General features: G+C 62.2%; 18 protein-coding genes and 1 pseudogene. 6 read left to right on the top strand and 13 right to left on the bottom strand.

Translation table 11 applies throughout. The features are described 5' to 3' along the window. Window positions 1-259: 259 nt before the first annotated feature. On the bottom strand, window positions 260-1027 hold the full coding sequence (gene surE / locus VGP39_RS26115) for a 5'/3'-nucleotidase SurE (RefSeq protein ID WP_327570981.1): 768 nt from the start codon (window positions 1025-1027) through the stop codon (window positions 260-262). Between the two features lie 293 nt (window positions 1028-1320). Between surE and VGP39_RS26110 the strand changes: the two genes are divergently transcribed. After that, window positions 1321-1560, top strand: coding sequence for an ABC transporter substrate binding protein (locus tag VGP39_RS26110; RefSeq protein ID WP_327570980.1), 240 nt, complete (start codon window positions 1321-1323; stop codon window positions 1558-1560). A 22-nt stretch (window positions 1561-1582) separates the two neighbouring features. Here the strand turns inward: VGP39_RS26110 and VGP39_RS26105 are convergent, their stop codons facing one another. From VGP39_RS26105 to argS, 11 genes and pseudogenes are all read right to left on the bottom strand, one after another. Continuing rightward, window positions 1583-1912, bottom strand: a complete 330-nt coding sequence (locus VGP39_RS26105) for a hypothetical protein (protein WP_327570979.1) — start codon at window positions 1910-1912, stop codon at window positions 1583-1585. A 453-nt stretch (window positions 1913-2365) separates the two neighbouring features. Further along, entirely contained in the window at window positions 2366-3853 is a 1488-nt protein-coding gene (serS, locus tag VGP39_RS26100; RefSeq protein ID WP_327570978.1) for a serine--tRNA ligase, read from the bottom strand. 120 nt (window positions 3854-3973) lie between these two features. After that, window positions 3974-4264 (bottom strand): hypothetical protein, encoded by a 291-nt coding sequence (locus VGP39_RS26095; protein ID WP_327570977.1) that lies wholly within the window; start codon window positions 4262-4264, stop codon window positions 3974-3976. Window positions 4265-4353: 89 nt separating this feature from the next. After that, a pseudogene (tatC, locus tag VGP39_RS26090) lies at window positions 4354-5170 on the bottom strand (twin-arginine translocase subunit TatC). Beyond that, a complete protein-coding gene (tatB, locus tag VGP39_RS26085; protein ID WP_327570976.1) occupies window positions 5167-5745 on the bottom strand; it encodes a Sec-independent protein translocase protein TatB in 579 nt (192 codons plus the stop codon). The pseudogene tatC and the gene tatB overlap by 4 nt, the downstream one beginning before the upstream one ends. Window positions 5746-5871: 126 nt before the next feature. After that, window positions 5872-6108, bottom strand: coding sequence for a twin-arginine translocase TatA/TatE family subunit (locus VGP39_RS26080; protein WP_327570975.1), 237 nt, complete (start codon window positions 6106-6108; stop codon window positions 5872-5874). A gap of 157 nt (window positions 6109-6265) precedes the next feature. Then, window positions 6266-6982: an SMC-Scp complex subunit ScpB gene (gene scpB, locus VGP39_RS26075; protein WP_327570974.1), complete on the bottom strand. Its 717-nt coding sequence runs from the start codon at window positions 6980-6982 to the stop codon at window positions 6266-6268. A 21-nt stretch (window positions 6983-7003) separates the two neighbouring features. After that, entirely contained in the window at window positions 7004-7834 is an 831-nt protein-coding gene (locus VGP39_RS26070; protein ID WP_327570973.1) for a ScpA family protein, read from the bottom strand. Next, window positions 7831-8856: a beta-N-acetylhexosaminidase gene (nagZ, locus tag VGP39_RS26065; protein WP_327570972.1), complete on the bottom strand. Its 1026-nt coding sequence runs from the start codon at window positions 8854-8856 to the stop codon at window positions 7831-7833. Before nagZ ends, VGP39_RS26070 begins: the two co-directional genes overlap by 4 nt. Window positions 8857-8919: 63 nt before the next feature. Beyond that, window positions 8920-10359: an SPOR domain-containing protein gene (locus tag VGP39_RS26060; protein ID WP_327570971.1), complete on the bottom strand. Its 1440-nt coding sequence runs from the start codon at window positions 10357-10359 to the stop codon at window positions 8920-8922. A gap of 106 nt (window positions 10360-10465) precedes the next feature. Then, window positions 10466-12256, bottom strand: coding sequence for an arginine--tRNA ligase (argS, locus tag VGP39_RS26055; RefSeq protein ID WP_327570970.1), 1791 nt, complete (start codon window positions 12254-12256; stop codon window positions 10466-10468). A gap of 234 nt (window positions 12257-12490) precedes the next feature. On the opposite strand from argS, the gene VGP39_RS26050 reads away from it, so the two are divergent. From VGP39_RS26050 to VGP39_RS26035, 4 genes are all read left to right on the top strand, one after another. Continuing rightward, the gene (locus VGP39_RS26050) at window positions 12491-12751 is read left to right on the top strand and encodes an antitoxin (RefSeq protein WP_327570969.1); all 261 of its coding nucleotides are present in this window, start codon (window positions 12491-12493) and stop codon (window positions 12749-12751) included. Continuing rightward, on the top strand, window positions 12748-13155 hold the full coding sequence (locus VGP39_RS26045; protein ID WP_327570968.1) for a type II toxin-antitoxin system VapC family toxin: 408 nt from the start codon (window positions 12748-12750) through the stop codon (window positions 13153-13155). The genes VGP39_RS26050 and VGP39_RS26045 overlap by 4 nt, the downstream gene beginning before the upstream one ends. Before the next feature lie 163 nt (window positions 13156-13318). Beyond that, on the top strand, window positions 13319-13552 hold the full coding sequence (locus VGP39_RS26040; RefSeq protein ID WP_327570967.1) for an AbrB/MazE/SpoVT family DNA-binding domain-containing protein: 234 nt from the start codon (window positions 13319-13321) through the stop codon (window positions 13550-13552). Window positions 13553-13618: 66 nt separating this feature from the next. Next, window positions 13619-13822, top strand: a complete 204-nt coding sequence (locus tag VGP39_RS26035; RefSeq protein WP_327570966.1) for a hypothetical protein — start codon at window positions 13619-13621, stop codon at window positions 13820-13822. Here the strand turns inward: VGP39_RS26035 and VGP39_RS26030 are convergent. After that, window positions 13805-14014, bottom strand: a complete 210-nt coding sequence (locus VGP39_RS26030) for a hypothetical protein (RefSeq protein WP_327570965.1) — start codon at window positions 14012-14014, stop codon at window positions 13805-13807. The genes VGP39_RS26035 and VGP39_RS26030 overlap by 18 nt on opposite strands. A gap of 579 nt (window positions 14015-14593) precedes the next feature. On the opposite strand from VGP39_RS26030, the gene VGP39_RS26025 reads away from it, so the two are divergent. Continuing rightward, on the top strand, window positions 14594-15355 hold a 762-nt coding region (locus tag VGP39_RS26025; RefSeq protein ID WP_327570964.1), incomplete at its 3' end, for an ABC transporter substrate-binding protein.

Genomic DNA, 15355 nt, shown 5'->3' with positions numbered 1-15355 from the left:
AGCAACGTAAACGGTGGCATAATCCACCGCGGCGGGTGCGTCAGTGGGATCGAGACTAGTCATCTTGGTCCTCCGAGGTTGGTTGGTGGTGCAACTCCAATCCTAACCTCTTGACCACCCGCCAACCCATAGGATCTGAGGTGCGCGCTCTTTCTTGCGCGCCTCGAAGGATGGCCGCATGCGCTCGTGGCCGATCCTTCGAGGCTCGCCGTGAAGACGGCGAGCACCTCAGGATAACGAGATCCCGTGGTGAGAAGCCCTACTTCAGCGTCGCGGTCAGCGCTGCCGAAAATTCCTCGTCGGTGCGGTCGAGCCGCAGCGGGGTCACGGAGACGTAGCGCGCGGCAAGGGCCGCGAGATCGGTGCCCTCGGCCGGCGTATCGATGTGCGCGAGCCGCTCAAAGCCGATCCAGAAGTACGGGTTGCCGCGACCGTCGCGGCGCTGGTCGACTTTCAGAAATCCGAGGTTGCGCTTGCCCTGTCGCGTCACCTTGACTCCCAAGACCTCATCGGGGGCGACGGCCGGAAAATTCACGTTGATCACGGTATTCTTCGGCACCCCGGCGTCGATCACCTTGCGCAAAATCTGCGGGCCGAATTTCAACGCGGTGTCCCACAGCGGCGCGTTGCGGGTCTCAATCGAAAATTCCTGGCTCAGCGCAAACGACGGAATGCCGAGAATGGTGCCTTCCAGGGCGCCGGCGATGGTGCCGGAATAGACCACGTCCTCGGCGACGTTGCGGCCCTTGTTAACGCCGGACAACACCAGATCGGGCCCCTTCTCGCCGAGGATGTGGCGCGAGCCCATGATGACGCAATCGGTCGGCGTGCCCCGCACCGCAAAATGACGCGGGCCGACTTCGCGAAGGCGCAGCGGATCGTTCAGCGACAGCGAATGCGAGACGCCGGACTGATCGAGCTCCGGCGCCACCACCCAGACATCATCGGAAAGCGCGCGCGCGATCTCTTCGACGATTTTCAAGCCCGGGGCATGAATACCGTCGTCGTTGGTACAGAGAATCCGCATCTGCCCGCGTGCCCTTTTCGATCGATCTTGCGCCGCTCGACGCCGTCTTTATCCGCCTATCGCCGTCGAGGCAAACCCGGCAATAGGCTGGAAACCTTCGTCAACTCGCCGCATGCGTATGAACGGTGCTGGGGGCAGCACACCGCGATGTGATATCAATCACTGAACCATCGCTGGCGCATGGCGGAGGACGTAATGAGGCGGAGATTTCGTAGCGGTGCTCGGCAGTGCCGCGATATGGCCGCTCGCCGCCCGCGCGCAGCAGCCGAAAATGCCGGTAACCGGATATCTTGGTGCCGAATCTCCGGAGCGGTTCGGCGGGCGGCCTGCTGAGTTACGGTGGAAGCTTCCGGCAATCCCACCGCCAGGCCGGCACCCATGTGGGACGGATTCTGAAAGGCGAGAAGCCGGGTGAACTGCCGGTTGTGCAGGTCACAAAGGTCGAGCTGACCGTCAATCTGAAGACCGCCAAAGCGCTAGGCTTCAATGTGCCCTTGGCGCTGCTTGGCCGTGCCGACGAAGTGATCGAATAACGCAGGCGCTCAACCGCCAGCCCTAAACCGGCTCGTTCTGAAGCCGCGGATTGTTATAGGCTTGCTCGCCGCGGCGAAGCTGCTTTGCGCTGACAAAGCGGGCGCCGACCAGTTCGCCGCGGCGCCACGCCCTGAGGCAGATGCGCACAACGGTGCCGCATGACGTGAAGGCGAGACCGAACATCTTGGGCACCGGCAGCGCGCCGACGTCGAGGCAGACGCCGCTCTCCGAGATATCGACGACGAAGCATTCGATCCAGGGCGCGTCGGGCGCCGGAATGACGAAGCCCAGCCGCCGAACTTCGATCCGTTCGTGCTTGCGTTCGCCGAGGTCTTTTCGGTGTCTACCCATCGGGTTCCCCATCCCGATACCGTAGGGCAAAACTCTTGAGCGGCGGTTATCGAGAGAAGTTAACAGGGGCTTTACGGGAACCCGGATTCATGGACGAAAATGGAACCGGTCCCGTCAACAATAACGTGAAGGTTAGGATTTTCACAACCTCCCGGTGCTGGCGGAAGATGCCGAACCTCTCGGGCAGCGATTGTTTTGGCGACAGTAGTTTCCGTGCGGTTCATTTCACTTGGAAGTGGGACCGCCGGACTGACTACAAACCGGCGGCCCCGTGTCTCGCAATTGAAATCGTGGCCGGTGCGGCTTTGCCGGTCACTTTGCGCGACGTGCCGACCGTAGCCGTCCGCTCTACGCTTGCAACGCGATCCCGGTTTTAACCTAACCAGTCAACCTTACCGTGGCTTCCGTCATTGCCAGAAGCGAAGTAACGGAGCAATCCGCCTGCAGCGTGGTCTAACTTTTCTCAATCAGCTTCACCCCGCCCATGTAAGGCTGCAGCACGTCGGGCACGGCGATCGAGCCGTCTTCCTGTTGATAGGTTTCCATCACCGCGATCAGCGCGCGCCCCACGGCGGTGCCGGAGCCGTTCAGCGTGTGCACGAAACGCGGCTTACCATCCGGTCCGCGATAGCGCGCGTCCATGCGCCGCGCCTGGAAATCGCCGCACACCGAGCAGGATGAGATCTCTCGGTAGGCCCCGCCCTCGCCCTGCCCCGGCATCCAGACCTCGATGTCGTAGGTTTTTTGCGCGGAGAATCCCATGTCGCCGGCGCACAGCGTCATCACCCGGTAATGCAGGTCGAGGCGACGCAGTACTTCCTCGGCGCACGACAGCATGCGTTCGTGTTCGTCCTTGCTGTTTTCCGGCGTGGTGATCGACACCAGTTCGACTTTTGTGAATTGGTGCTGACGAATCATACCACGGGTATCGCGCCCGGCCGCACCGGCTTCCGCGCGAAAGCATGGAGTGAGCGCAGTGAAGCGCAGCGGCAATTCTTTCTGGTCGAGGATGGATTCGCGAACAAGGTTTGTGAGTGGGACTTCGGCAGTAGGGATAAGCCAATAGCGATCATATGGATTCTTTGCGGCCACCGCTTTCGCTTCTTGAATCCTCGCATCCCAATCGATGGTGGCTGACCACTCGTTGACTTGTTGGGGCGTCCAATTTTCGTCCTTCATTCTTCGTGAGGCTTCATCAGACCACGGAAGAAAATAGTTCTTGTGATAGATATTTGAAAATCGCTGAATGAACTCATCCATCGATATTTGCTTTAATGCCTGAAACTGGTCGTCCTCAAATTTCGGTAGCTGGCCCGTTCCAAACATGACGTTGTCGCGCACCAGCAGCGGCGGATTGACCTCAGTGTAGCCGTGTTCGCTGGTGTGCAGGTCGAGCATGAATTGCCCGATCGCGCGCTCAAGCCGCGCGAGGCCCTTCTTCAGCACTACAAAGCGCGCGCCGCTTAGTTTTGCCGCGGTTTCGAAATCCATATAGCCGAGCGCGCCGCCGAGATCGTCGTGCGGTTTCGGATTGAACGCGTAATTGCGTATCCTGCCGAAGACATGCCGCTGAACGTTGCCGTGCTCGTCGACGCCGTCGGGCACGTCCTCCAGCGGCAGGTTTGGGATTTCAGCAAGCGCTGTTTCGATCTCTTGATCGACTGCCTTTTGCTCTTTCTCAAGAGTGGTGATCGAGGTTTTGCACTCAGCTACTTCCTCTTTAAGCTTTTGCACCTCGCTCTCATCTTTAGCCTTCATTGCTTGATGGATTTTTTCCGACGCAACCTTGCGGCGGGCCCTCCAACTCTCAAGCACACGAATTATTCCCAGCCTTCGACCTTCAATAGAACTCAAATTTTGCGCCATACCGTCCAGCCCGCGGCGCTTTAAGCCGGCGTCAAAGGCCGTTGGATTGTCGCGGATCGTTTTGATGTCGTGCATGACCACAATTCCTGCGTCATGGCCGGGCTTGTCCCGGCCACCCACGTCTTGATTGCGAGGTCTGTAAAAGACGCGAATGCCGGGGACAAGCCCGGGCATGACGAATTGGACAATATCGCCCTACCGAAGACGCTCGATGAGCGCCAATATTCCGATCCCGGCGGCGACTATTCCGCCTAGGCGCACGGTCAAGCGTAGCGTCTGAGTCTCCATCGCTGCCTGTAAGGTATCGATCCTTCCCCCCAGCCTGGCCTCTAGAGAATTGATCGCTGCCTGCAAGTCTTGCTTGGTCACCAGTTCGATCATGATGAACTCACGCGCAGCCTCAGCGTGACCCTCGGCCTGTGGGTCGGAAACGCCGGCTTCCCGCAATCGCTTGGCATAGCCCAATGTATCAAATGCCCAGGCCATCGTCTTCCCCCGATGACCTGATCTAAGCATTCCGAGAACGGCTCCGCCACAACCGGCGGCTGAAAGAGCAGAATTTTTGCGGAACGACCCTACTCCGCCGGCTTTGGATCGGGCGGGGTTGCGGATGGCGTCACGCCCCCCGCCTTGGCCGCGGCCTTCTTCTCCACCATTTGCACCGCGATGATCGAACCCTCATACAGCGCCATCAACGGGATCGCGAGCGAGGCCTGGCTGATCACGTCGGGGGGCGTCAGGACGGCTGCGATGATGAAGGCGATGACGATGAAATAGCGCCGTTTTTTCACGCAGCATCTTTGCGCTGACGATGCCGATCCGCCCCAGCAGCGTCAGGATCACCGGCAGTTGGAACGCGACGCCGAACGCGAAGATCAGCGACATCATCAGCGACAGATATTCGCCGACCTTCGGCAACAGCTGAATCTGCGCGGTTTCCGCGCTGCCCATCTGCTGCATGCCGAGCGAGAACCGCACCAGCATCGGCAGCACCACGAAATACACCAGCATCGATCCCAGCACGAAGAAGAACGGCGTCGCGACCAGATACGGCAGGAACGCGCCGCGCTCGTGCTTGTAGAGGCCGGGCGCAACGAACTTGTAGATTTGGGCGGCTACAATCGGAAACGAGATAAATGCCGCGCCGAACAGCGCCAGCTTCAGCTGCGTCAGGAAATATTCCAAAAGTGCGGTGTAGATGAACTTCGAATTCTCGGGTCCTGCGATCCAGACGAATGGCCACACCAGCACGTTGTAGATCTGCTTAGCGAAGAAGAAGCAGAAGATGAAGGCGACGCCGAACGCCAGCAGCGCCTTGATCAGCCGCGAGCGCAGCTCGATCAGGTGATCCATCAGGGGCGCTTTGCTGGCCTCGATATCCTCGTCGCTCATGACGCTTTGGCGTCCTTGAGAATGTCAGGATTTTCGGCCGGCGGCGCGTCAGGGGGCGTGGCGTGAACCTCACGCGTAATCGCCAGCGGCTGGCTGGCAAGCGCGTGCGCATGGGCCTCGGAGAACGTCTCCGGGATCGGCGCTTCCAGCTGGGCGGCGCGAGCTTCCTGCCTGAGTGCCAGGCGCTCGGCGACCGAATTGGTTTCCGCTTCGGCGAATGTTTCCGGCGTCGGCGGCTCGGGCGTTGCCGGCACAACTGGCGGCTCGAGCGCTGGCTTGTCGATGTCGTCGATCTTCAGCGCGTCGCCGACATCCTTTTGCAGCGAGGTCATGATGTTGTCGCTGGCAAACCCGGTGGCCGTCTCCTTGACCTCATTAAACGTCTTCTTGAGGTCGGCCATTTCGGCCTCACGCATCGCCTCCTGAAACTGGCCCTGGAATTCGGCGGCCATCTTGCGCGCCTTGCCCATCCATTGGCCGACCATGCGCAGCACGCCGGGCAGTTCTTTCGGGCCGATGGCAATCAGCGCGACAACCGCGATGACGACCAGTTCACTCCACCCGATGTCGAACATGAAAAATTCCGCTCACGCAAGGCTTTAGGCGCGCCCGCGTCTCCTTCAACCGGTCTTGCCGCAATCCTGCCGCAAGATCAACGCGCCGGCACCGGTTTGCCGCAAGCGTGCCGCAAGACTTTTTGCTTAAACCACCTTGCTGCCGACATCCGACCGCGCCGCCGTGGGCGCCGGGGCATTGTGATCGATGGTCTTCACGGGCTCTTGCTTTTCGGGAGCCTTGTCATCGTCCTGCATGCCCTTCTTGAAGGCCTTGATGCCCTGGGCCACGTCGCCCATCAGATCGGAAATCTTGCCGCGGCCGAACAACAGCAGGACGACCGCAATCACGACGATCCAGTGCCAAATGCTAAGCGAACCCATCCTGCAACCCTCCAAACACGCGGCCGCCAAAGCGGCCTTTATTTGCCCGGAAGGTAGGCGCAGGAGTTGTCAAAAACAAGGACTTAAGCCTTGTCATATCGCCGATGGCGCGACGCATTGCCGCTATTGTTAATCCGCGGCCGAATGCAGCCGAAGGTCAACTGCCGCCGTCTTTTTCCGGCTCCGCCGCCGGTGCCAGCGCCAGTTCCAGGTCGCCGATTTCCAGCGGATCCTCGTCATCGCGCAGCGCAGGATCGTCCGACGGCGCGGGAACGCTGAACCCGGACGGCAGCCGCGAGTCCAGCAAGCCCGTTCCCTTGAGCTCTTCCAGACCGGGCAAGTCGCCGAGCGCCTCGAGGCTGAATTGCGACAGGAAAGCCTCGGTGGTGCCGAATGTTAGCGGCCGTCCCGGAGATTTGCGGCGGCCGCGTGGACGAATCCAGCCGGTTTCCAAAAGCACATCCAGCGTCCCCTTGGAGGTGATCACGCCCCTGATGTCCTCGATCTCCGCGCGCGTGACCGGCTGGTGGTAGGCGATGATTGCGAGCATCTCGATCGCCGCGCGCGACAGCCGCCGCGTTTCGGTGCTTTCTCGCGTCATCAGCCAGGACAGATCGCCTGCGGTTCGAAAAGTCCATTTGTTGGCAACGCGCACCAGATTGACCCCGCGCGAGGCGTAGTCCGCCTGTAACTGCGCCAGCGCCAGCTTAATGTCGACGCCGTCGGGCATCCGCTTGGCGAGGGCCGCCTGATCGAGCGGTTCGGTGGAGGCGAACAGCAGCGCTTCCAGCAGTCGCAATTCCTCGGGCCGCGCTTGCGGATTTTCCGAACGGTCATCGATTTCCGCGATGCGTTTTTCCGCCAGGCTTGCCATGGCTCGGTCTCCTTCTTCCAATTATTCCGGCAACGTGTCCGGCGCGGCAGAAGCGGCGGACATCGGTTGCGGCGGACGCTTGCGAAAATACAGCGGCGCGAACGCTTGGCTCTGGTGCAGTTCGACCTCGCCCTCGCGGACCATTTCCAGCGCCGCAGCGAAGCTGGACGCGAAAACGGTGGCCTTTTGCGAGGGATCGACGACGTAGTTGATGAGGTATTCGTCGAGCCGGCTCCAGTCCTCGGCCATGCCGACCAGACGCTCGAGCGAGGCACGCGCCTCGGTCAGCGACCAAACCGAGCGTTTTGCCAGATGCACATTGGCGAGCACGCGCTGCTGGCGCTGGGCTGCATAGGCTGTGAGCAGATCGAACAGCGTGGCCGTGAACCGGGGATGGCGGATTTCCGCGATGGATTCCGGCTGGCCGCGCGGAAAAATATCGCGCTGCAACTGCGGGCGATTCATCAGCCGGTTCGACGCTTCGCGAATGGCCTCGAGCCTGCGCAACCGATTGGCGAGCGCCGTCGCCATTTCCTCGGCGCTCGGACCGTCCGGCGTCGCCGGCTCCGGCAGCAACAGCCGCGACTTGAGAAACGCCAGCCACGCCGCCATCACCAGATAATCGGCCGCAAGCTCGAGGCGAATTTTTCGCGCGGCCTCGATGAAGACCAGATACTGGTCGGCCAGCGCCAGAATGGAAATCTTGTGCAGGTCGACCTTCTGCTGCCGCGCCAGCGCCAGCAGCAGGTCGAGCGGGCCTTCATAGCCCTCGACATCGACCACCAGCGACGGCTCGTCGTCGGCGAGTTCGGCAGGCCGTCCGGTTTCAAACGACAGAATTTCCGCGCTCATGCGCCAACCCCTGCACGACCGACCAATTCATCCAGTTCCGCCCGCGCCGCCGCGCGATCGAACGGTTGCGGGGCTTTTCGCGACGCCAGTGCACGTTTGGCACGCTCCAGCGCCTTGCCCGACAACACCGGCGTCTGCCGCGCAACCTCCCGCATTTCATCGAGATTGCCGTTGCAATGCAGAACCATGTCGCAGCCTGCTGAAACGATCGCCCCGGTCCGCTCGGCGATCGACCCCGCCAGCGCGTTCATGGACACATCATCACTCATCAACAAGCCCTGGAACCCGATACTGCCGCGAATCACCTGCTCGATGATTGTCGCAGATGTCGTCGCCGGTTGGGCAGGATCAAGTGCGCTAAACACAACATGTGCGGTCATGGCCATTGGCAAGTCCGCCAGCGGTTGAAACGCCGCAAAATCGGTCCGTTCGAGTTCCGCCCTCGATGTACCGACGACGGGAAGCCGGAAATGGGTATCCGCGGTCGCCCGCCCATGTCCGGGAATATGCTTCAGGACGGGGAGCACACCGCCCTGCTCCAGTCCCTCCGTCACCGCCCGCGCGATTGCCGCCACCTTGCCGGGCTCGGTTCCATAGGCCCGGTTGCCGATCACGGCGTCCGCGCCGGCAACCGGAACGTCCGCCAGCGGCAGGCAATCAACGGTTACGCCGAGGTCGATCAGGTCGGCTGCGATCAGGCGCGCGCTCAGGCGTGCCGCCGCAAGACCGAGCTTGCGGTCGATGTCGTATAACGTTCCGAACACCGCGCCGGGCGGATAAGCCGGCCAGTGCGGCGGCCCGAATCGCTGGACCCGCCCGCCCTCTTGGTCGATCAGGACGGGCGCATCGGTCTCGTTAATACTTTCTTGCAATTCTATCACCAATGCAGTTACTTGCTCAGGTGTTTGAATGTTACGCTTGAATAAAATAAAGCCCCACGGCCGTTCCGCGTGCATGAATGCACGCTCTTCGGCGGTCAGCGTCAGCCCGGATACGCCGGTGATGAATGCGCGCGTTGTCATGGCGCGGATTAGACCGCGCCCGGGCCGAGGGTCAAGGAAACGGCCGTTAATTCCTTTGGATGGCTAGTTCTTTTGAACCACGCACTGCCCGCCGGCCGTTTTCAGATTGCCGCAGACTTGAGCAGCTTCTTCAGGCGAGCCGAACGGGCCGACCATGGCGCGGTAGTAGACGCCCTTGTCACCCAGATCGGCGCGCTTGATCAGCGGCGCGCGCGATCCGAGCACCGACGGGAACTTGCCCTGCAACGCCCTGTAGGAAGCCTGCGCATCGGCTTCGCTCCGCTGCGACGAGACCTGGACCACAAAGCTTCCCCCACCGCCGGGCGCGGCCTGCGCGGCATTGGTGGAGGCAACGCGGGTTCGCGTATCCGCAGGCGTGGGTTGGGCGCCCTGCGGCGACAGCGACAGCGGCGCATTGGCCGAGGCATTGGCGTTGGCCGCCGGTGACGGTGCCGGAGTGCGTGCCGCGGCGGCCGGCGCAGGTGCCGGGCGCGGCGCGGCGGCGGGCTTCGGCGCCGGCGTCGCCGCAACGTCGGCCGGATCGCCCTTCACCGCCAGCGTCCTGATCTTGCGCGGCTCGTCGCCCGCCAGGGTGCCATTGGCCGCCGGAGCCGCAGCCGGCTTGGCGCCCGGTGCGACACTCGCCGCCGGCGGCGGATTGGGGTTCTGGTTCAGCGGCGGAAACACCACGCGGCTGCCGGCGTTGACGTCAACCGGAGCTTCCTCGCGTGGCACGATCTTCTCGGCGCCTCCGGTCGTCATGCGGTCCGGCACCTTGGCCACGCCATCGCCTGACGGCGCCGGCACGACCTTGGTCGGACCCGCATCGGCCCTGATGATCGGCGGCTCGCTGCTGCGCGGGGATGCCATATAGGTGCGATAGGCAAACGCTCCGCCGGTCCCGACCACGGCCAGCGCCAGCACGGCAGCGACGGTGATCATGCCGCCGCGGCGCGGTTTCTGATCTTCCGGCTCCTCGGCGTAGCCGTCCTGATAGGCATAGGGATCGTCGGCGTAGGCCGCGCCCTGCTGCTGAGCGTCGTAGGTGCCGGGATCGGGCTCGCCGTAGAGCGCATCGTCGTAGCGCGCGGGATCGGCCTGCGGCTGCTGATCGGCGTCGGCGGCGAACGGCGGCGCCTCGTGGTATTCCGGCTCGGCGGGCGGATGCGCGGCGGCGTAGCGGCGCAGCGGATGCACGGAGGTGTCGAAATCCAGTTGCGGGGCAGCTTCCTGCTGCGCGGCGCGCGCCATCCATGGCGGCGGGCCGGCGGCAGGGCTTTCGTCGATTTCCGGTTCAGGGTCCGGCTCCGGCCGGTGATAGGGATCGGCTTCGCGCGGCGGCATCGGCTGGTTGGCGCGGCCAAAACTGGAGAATGGGTCGGTCTGCCCGATCAGCCGCGCCAGTTCAGCCAAGGGGTCGCCCTCGCCCTTGGCAGGGGCCTGCGGAGATCCGCGATCGTCGTCGTCCGCGGTGGACGATTTGTCCTGGTATTGATCAGCCATCGTGATGATGCGTCCCCTTCGGGACAGCCGCCAACCCGCCCTTACAAACGAACCAGCCGCTGCCAGTTAATTGCCCTCACAGATCCCCATGTGAGCGCGCTATCCCCTATCGCATCTCGTCCGGAGCATGGACGCCGAGAATGGCGAGGCCCGATGCCAGAACCGAGACGACGCCCTGAACCAACGCCAGCCGCGCCTTTGTAATCTCTGCATCATTATTGATAATGAAGCGTAAATAGGGCAAATCCCGGCCCCTGGTCCACAGCGCGTGAAATTCGCTGGCGAGATCATAGAGATAAAAAGCGATTCGGTGCGGCTCATGTGCGGCCGCCGCCGCCTCGACCATCCGGGGGTACATTGCCAGCCGCCGCAGCAGGTCCAGTTCCGCCGCGTCGGTCAGCCGCTCCACCGCCGCGTCCTTAAGGTATGCCGCCCGCGCCTTGGCGTCCTCCGGCAGGTCCGGGACCACCTCGCGGGCATTGCGGAACACCGAGTGCCCGCGGGCGTGGCCGTACTGCACATAGAACACGGGATTTTCGCGCGACTGCTCGATCACCTTGGCGAGGTCGAAATCCAGCACCGCGTCGTTCTTGCGGTAGAGCATCATGAAGCGGACGGCATTCTTGCCGACCTCATCGACCACCTCGCGCAGCGTGACGAAGTCGCCGGAACGCTTCGACATCCTGACCTGCTCGCCGTTGCGTAACAGCCGCACCAGCTGCACGATTTTTACGTCGAGCGCGGCCTTGCCCGATGTGACGGCCTTCACCGCAGCCTGCATGCGCTTGATGTAGCCGCCGTGGTCCGCGCCCCAGACGTCGATCATTTCGCGAAAACCGCGATCGAACTTGTTCCTGTGGTAGGCGATGTCGGCGGCGAAATAGGTATAGGAGCCATCGGACTTCAGCAGCGGCCGGTCGACATCGTCGCCATAGGCGGTGGCACGGAACAGGGTCTGCTCGCGGTCCTCGTAATCCTCGACCGGTCCGCCCTTCGGCGGCGGCAGCCGGCCTTCGTAAACGTCGCCTTTGGACCGAAGGTAGTCGACGGTCTCGGCAACCCGGTTGTTTCCGGTTTCGATCAGCGAGCGTTCGGAGAAAAACACATCCTGCTCGATGCTCAGGGCGGCGAGATCGCCCTTGATCTCCTCCATCATCATCGCGATGGCCCTGGCGCGCACGATCGGAAGCCATTCGGCTTCGCTCATCTTCAGCAGCTTGTCGCCATGTTCGGCCACGAGCGCCTGCCCGACCGGCTTCAGGTAGTCGCCGGGATAAAACCCTTCCGGAATCTCGCCGATGTTTTCGCCGAGCGCTTCGCGATAGCGCAGAAACGCCGAGCGCGCGAGCACGTCGACCTGCGCGCCGGCATCGTTGATGTAATATTCGCGGGTGACGTCATAGCCCGCGAACGCCAGCAGGCTCGCCAGCGCGTCGCCGAACACCGCGCCCCGGCAGTGGCCGACATGCATCGGCCCGGTCGGATTGGCCGAGACGTATTCGACGTTGACTTTTTCGGCCGCGCCGACGCCGCTGCGGCCGTAGGCATCGCCCTCGTGCAAAACGGTGCGCAGTGCGTCGGCCCAGACGTGTGGCTTCAGGGTGAGATTGATGAAGCCGGGACCGGCGACATCGACAGAGGCAATCAAATCGTCGACGCGCAGTTTTGCTGCGATCTGCTCGGCGAGATCGCGTGGTTTTGCGTTGGCGTCCTTCGCCAGCACCATCGCGGCGTTGGTCGCCATGTCGCCATGGGATGCATCGCGCGGCGGCTCGACCACCACGCGCGACAGGTCGGCATCCGGCCATGCGGCGTCAGTCACGAGCGCGCTGCAAGCGGCATGGACGCGCGCGAGCATGTCGGCGAAAAGATGCTGCGAGGGAGCTGGATCGACCATAGGCGTGACGGGAGACCGGGATTTTGCCGAACGTTGCGGCGAGGTCGCCGCCTAACGCAAATCCTAGGTCGAGTCAAAAAGCTGTCGAGGCTGGCTCATGCAGGCGGGCCGACCATTCCGGCGGTGAAATGGCGATCCGGCGCGATTGCGCTTGTGCCCGCGTCGTCGCCACGATTGACCAACGCTCTGGTAAGGTGATATATATCAATGGTATCTATCACGGGAAAATAGATCATGAGTGCAACCGCAAAACTGTTCATGCACGGCCGCAGTCAGGCTGTGCGGCTGCCGAAGGAATTCCGCTTCGAGGGTAGCGAAGTGCGGGTCAGCAAGGTTGGCGACAAGGTGATCCTTGAGCCACTGAAAAAACAGCCATTTGATGCGGAGGCGTGGTTCGCGCGTCTCGACGAACTCGGCGGGCGTGATTTCCTCCCCGACGGCATCCCTGACGATCCGCCGCTCGAGCCTGATCCGCGAATCTTCTTCGATAAATGATCTGTCTCGACACCAACATCGCGATGTACGTGATCAACCGCCGCGTGCCTTCGGTCCGGCACCGGCTGGCGGAACAGTTGCGGCTGGGAACGGAGATCGGTTTTTCTGCAATCGCCCTGTTCGAGTTGCGCTATGGCCATGTGCGCAGCGACAGACGGGCTGAAGCCGAGCGCCTGCTGGCGGAGTTTCTGGCGCCGGGCATCATAGTGCTCCCGTTCGATGCTGAAGACGCCGCGCATGCCGGCGACATTCGTGCGCATCTGGAGAGCAAGGGCACGCCGATCGGCCCCTATGATTATTTGATTGCCGCGCAGACGCGACGCCGCGGCGCGACCCTGGTTACGGCGAACGGCCGCGAATTCGAGCGGGTGCCGGGGCTGATGGTGACGGATTGGGCGGCGTGATGGCGGACGGTGTGGCGAGCGGAAAAGATGGGAAGGCTGGCTGAGGCGCGCTGCTGATCCGGTCTAGGCGCGTTGCACGGACGCGGATCAAATAACCAACGCTTTTAAATTCGATGATATCCTCTGTGATAACATATTCATACGGGATCGCATGGAGCCAGAAATGCAGATTTTCAGGTGGGGTGACAGTCTGGCGGTTCACCTCCCCAAGGCCTTGGTCGAAGAACTCGGACTGAAGGAAGGCGACCAATTGAACGTGGTCGCCGCGCGCGATGGCGCCATCGAGGTCGAAACCAGGAAAGACCAGCGCCGCAGGGCATTGGACCGGATGGCCGCACGCAACTGGACGTTTCCGCAGGGCCATCGCTTCGATCGCGACGAGGCCAACGAACGGTGAGCGCTTTTTTCGATACCAACATGGAGATGGCGTGAAGATAACCGCCGCGTTTCGAATGGCGATCAGGTGAACCGCGTCGCGGCTCTGGCAATGAAGCGCGGCAAGAGAACGCAGCGTTTCGGACTTCGTTTCCTCATTCCCAAGTTCGACCAGGAGATAATCGCGAACAGCTTCGATTTGCTTGCCCAAGCGATCGAGGCGCCGTGTGATGAGGGCTGCGACGCAGAAAAATCACCGTCCAATCGTGCGCGCTCATCGCTTCGCCGATAGTCCGAGTTCGACCAGCCGGCGGATGGCTTCAGGGCGATCTAACTCGACATCCTGAAGTGCGATCCACTCGTCGATGGCGCGGATTTCGGACTCAGTCCAATCAGGATTGGGGCTCGCCGCTAATGCCTTTTTCGCCACCCCTCTTGCTGCGGCTACGGAGGCGGTGATCTTGGCCAACGTGCTTTCTTTCATAGGTCTTCGCCTCCTTGGCCGGTCTCTCGCCCGAGGCTACCGCAACCCACGGGCGCGCGAAAGCCGCTCCGTTCTCAGCAATGCGCCTTTCGGCAACGTCGCCAATTCTCGTGACGAAGGGCCGATATGAAGCGTCTTACGTAACCGGTTCACACTCAGGGCGGCCACCCGCCATTTACGATGTGAGAATGCGCCAGCGGCAAAGCTAACTCTTGATTTCCTGCTGCGACCGACGACAATGACGTCGCGCCAGCATTTCCGGTACCCAAGCTTTAAACAAGACGGGGCAAACCCGCTCAGCGACGGCAACACCAGTGCTGCGCGGGAGGGGTGCCGATATGGCAGTAAGGTTCATGCGCCGGCTGCAATGCCTGCTTCTTGCGAGCAATTCACCCTGTTTCACGCCGCAATCGCCATTTGTCGCCGGAAGACCGGGCACACCGACAAATGATCGTCCAAACAACGTGTTGCGCACGCGCGAACGTGCGCATGCGTTGAACCACGCAGGCGCTACAAAACGATAAGGATCTCAAGCCGGCGTGAGACCGGCCAAGGGGGTATCACCAAGGGAGGGAATCCATGACGAAACTAACCCGACGTAACGTCCTCAAGGGCGGCACCGTGCTGGCCGGCGGCATGGCCGGCATCCTGGCTACCGGACGCCCGCCCGCTTTTGCGCAGGGCGCCACCGTGCACTGGCTGCGCTGGAACGACTTCGTGCCGGCTTCCGATCAGCTCTTGCGCAAGGAAATGCTGCCCGAGGCCGAGAAGGCGCTGGGCGTCAAGATCAATTTCGAGACGGTAAACGCCAACGATCTGCAGCCGCGGATCACTTCCGCCATCCAGTCGGGCTCCGGTCCGGACCTGATCATGCTCAACAACAACCATCCGCAGCTCTACGCGGCGAGTTGCGTTGATATGACCGACGTGGTCGAGCCGCTGGCCAAGGCCGAGGGGGCCCATTACGCGCTGGTCAAGGCCAACTCGAACGACGGCAAGAAGTGGATATCGATGCCTTGGGCCATCATCGGCGGCATGATCGCCTATCGCAAATCGTGGTTCGAAGAGGCGGGCGCCTCCTCCTTCCCGGACACCTGGGAGAAGTACCACGAGGTCGGCAAGAAGCTCAAAGCCAAGGGCCGCCCGATCGGCCAGACGCTCGGTCACACCTTCGGCGACGCCCCGACGTTCAGCTACCCTTATTTGTGGTCCTGGGGCGGCAAGGAAGTCGACGAAAGCGGCAAGGTGGTGATCAACAGCAAGGAGACGCTCGACTCGGTCAAGTTCATGACCGGCTTCTGGAAGGACGCGCATGACGAGGGCGGCCTTGCCTGGGACGAC

Source organism: Bradyrhizobium sp., assembly GCF_036009065.1.
In the GTDB taxonomy this organism is placed as follows: Bacteria; Pseudomonadota; Alphaproteobacteria; order Rhizobiales; family Xanthobacteraceae; genus Bradyrhizobium.
The sequence above is the reverse complement of the archived record's forward strand: the minus strand, read 5'-3'. Positions and strand labels throughout refer to the sequence as shown.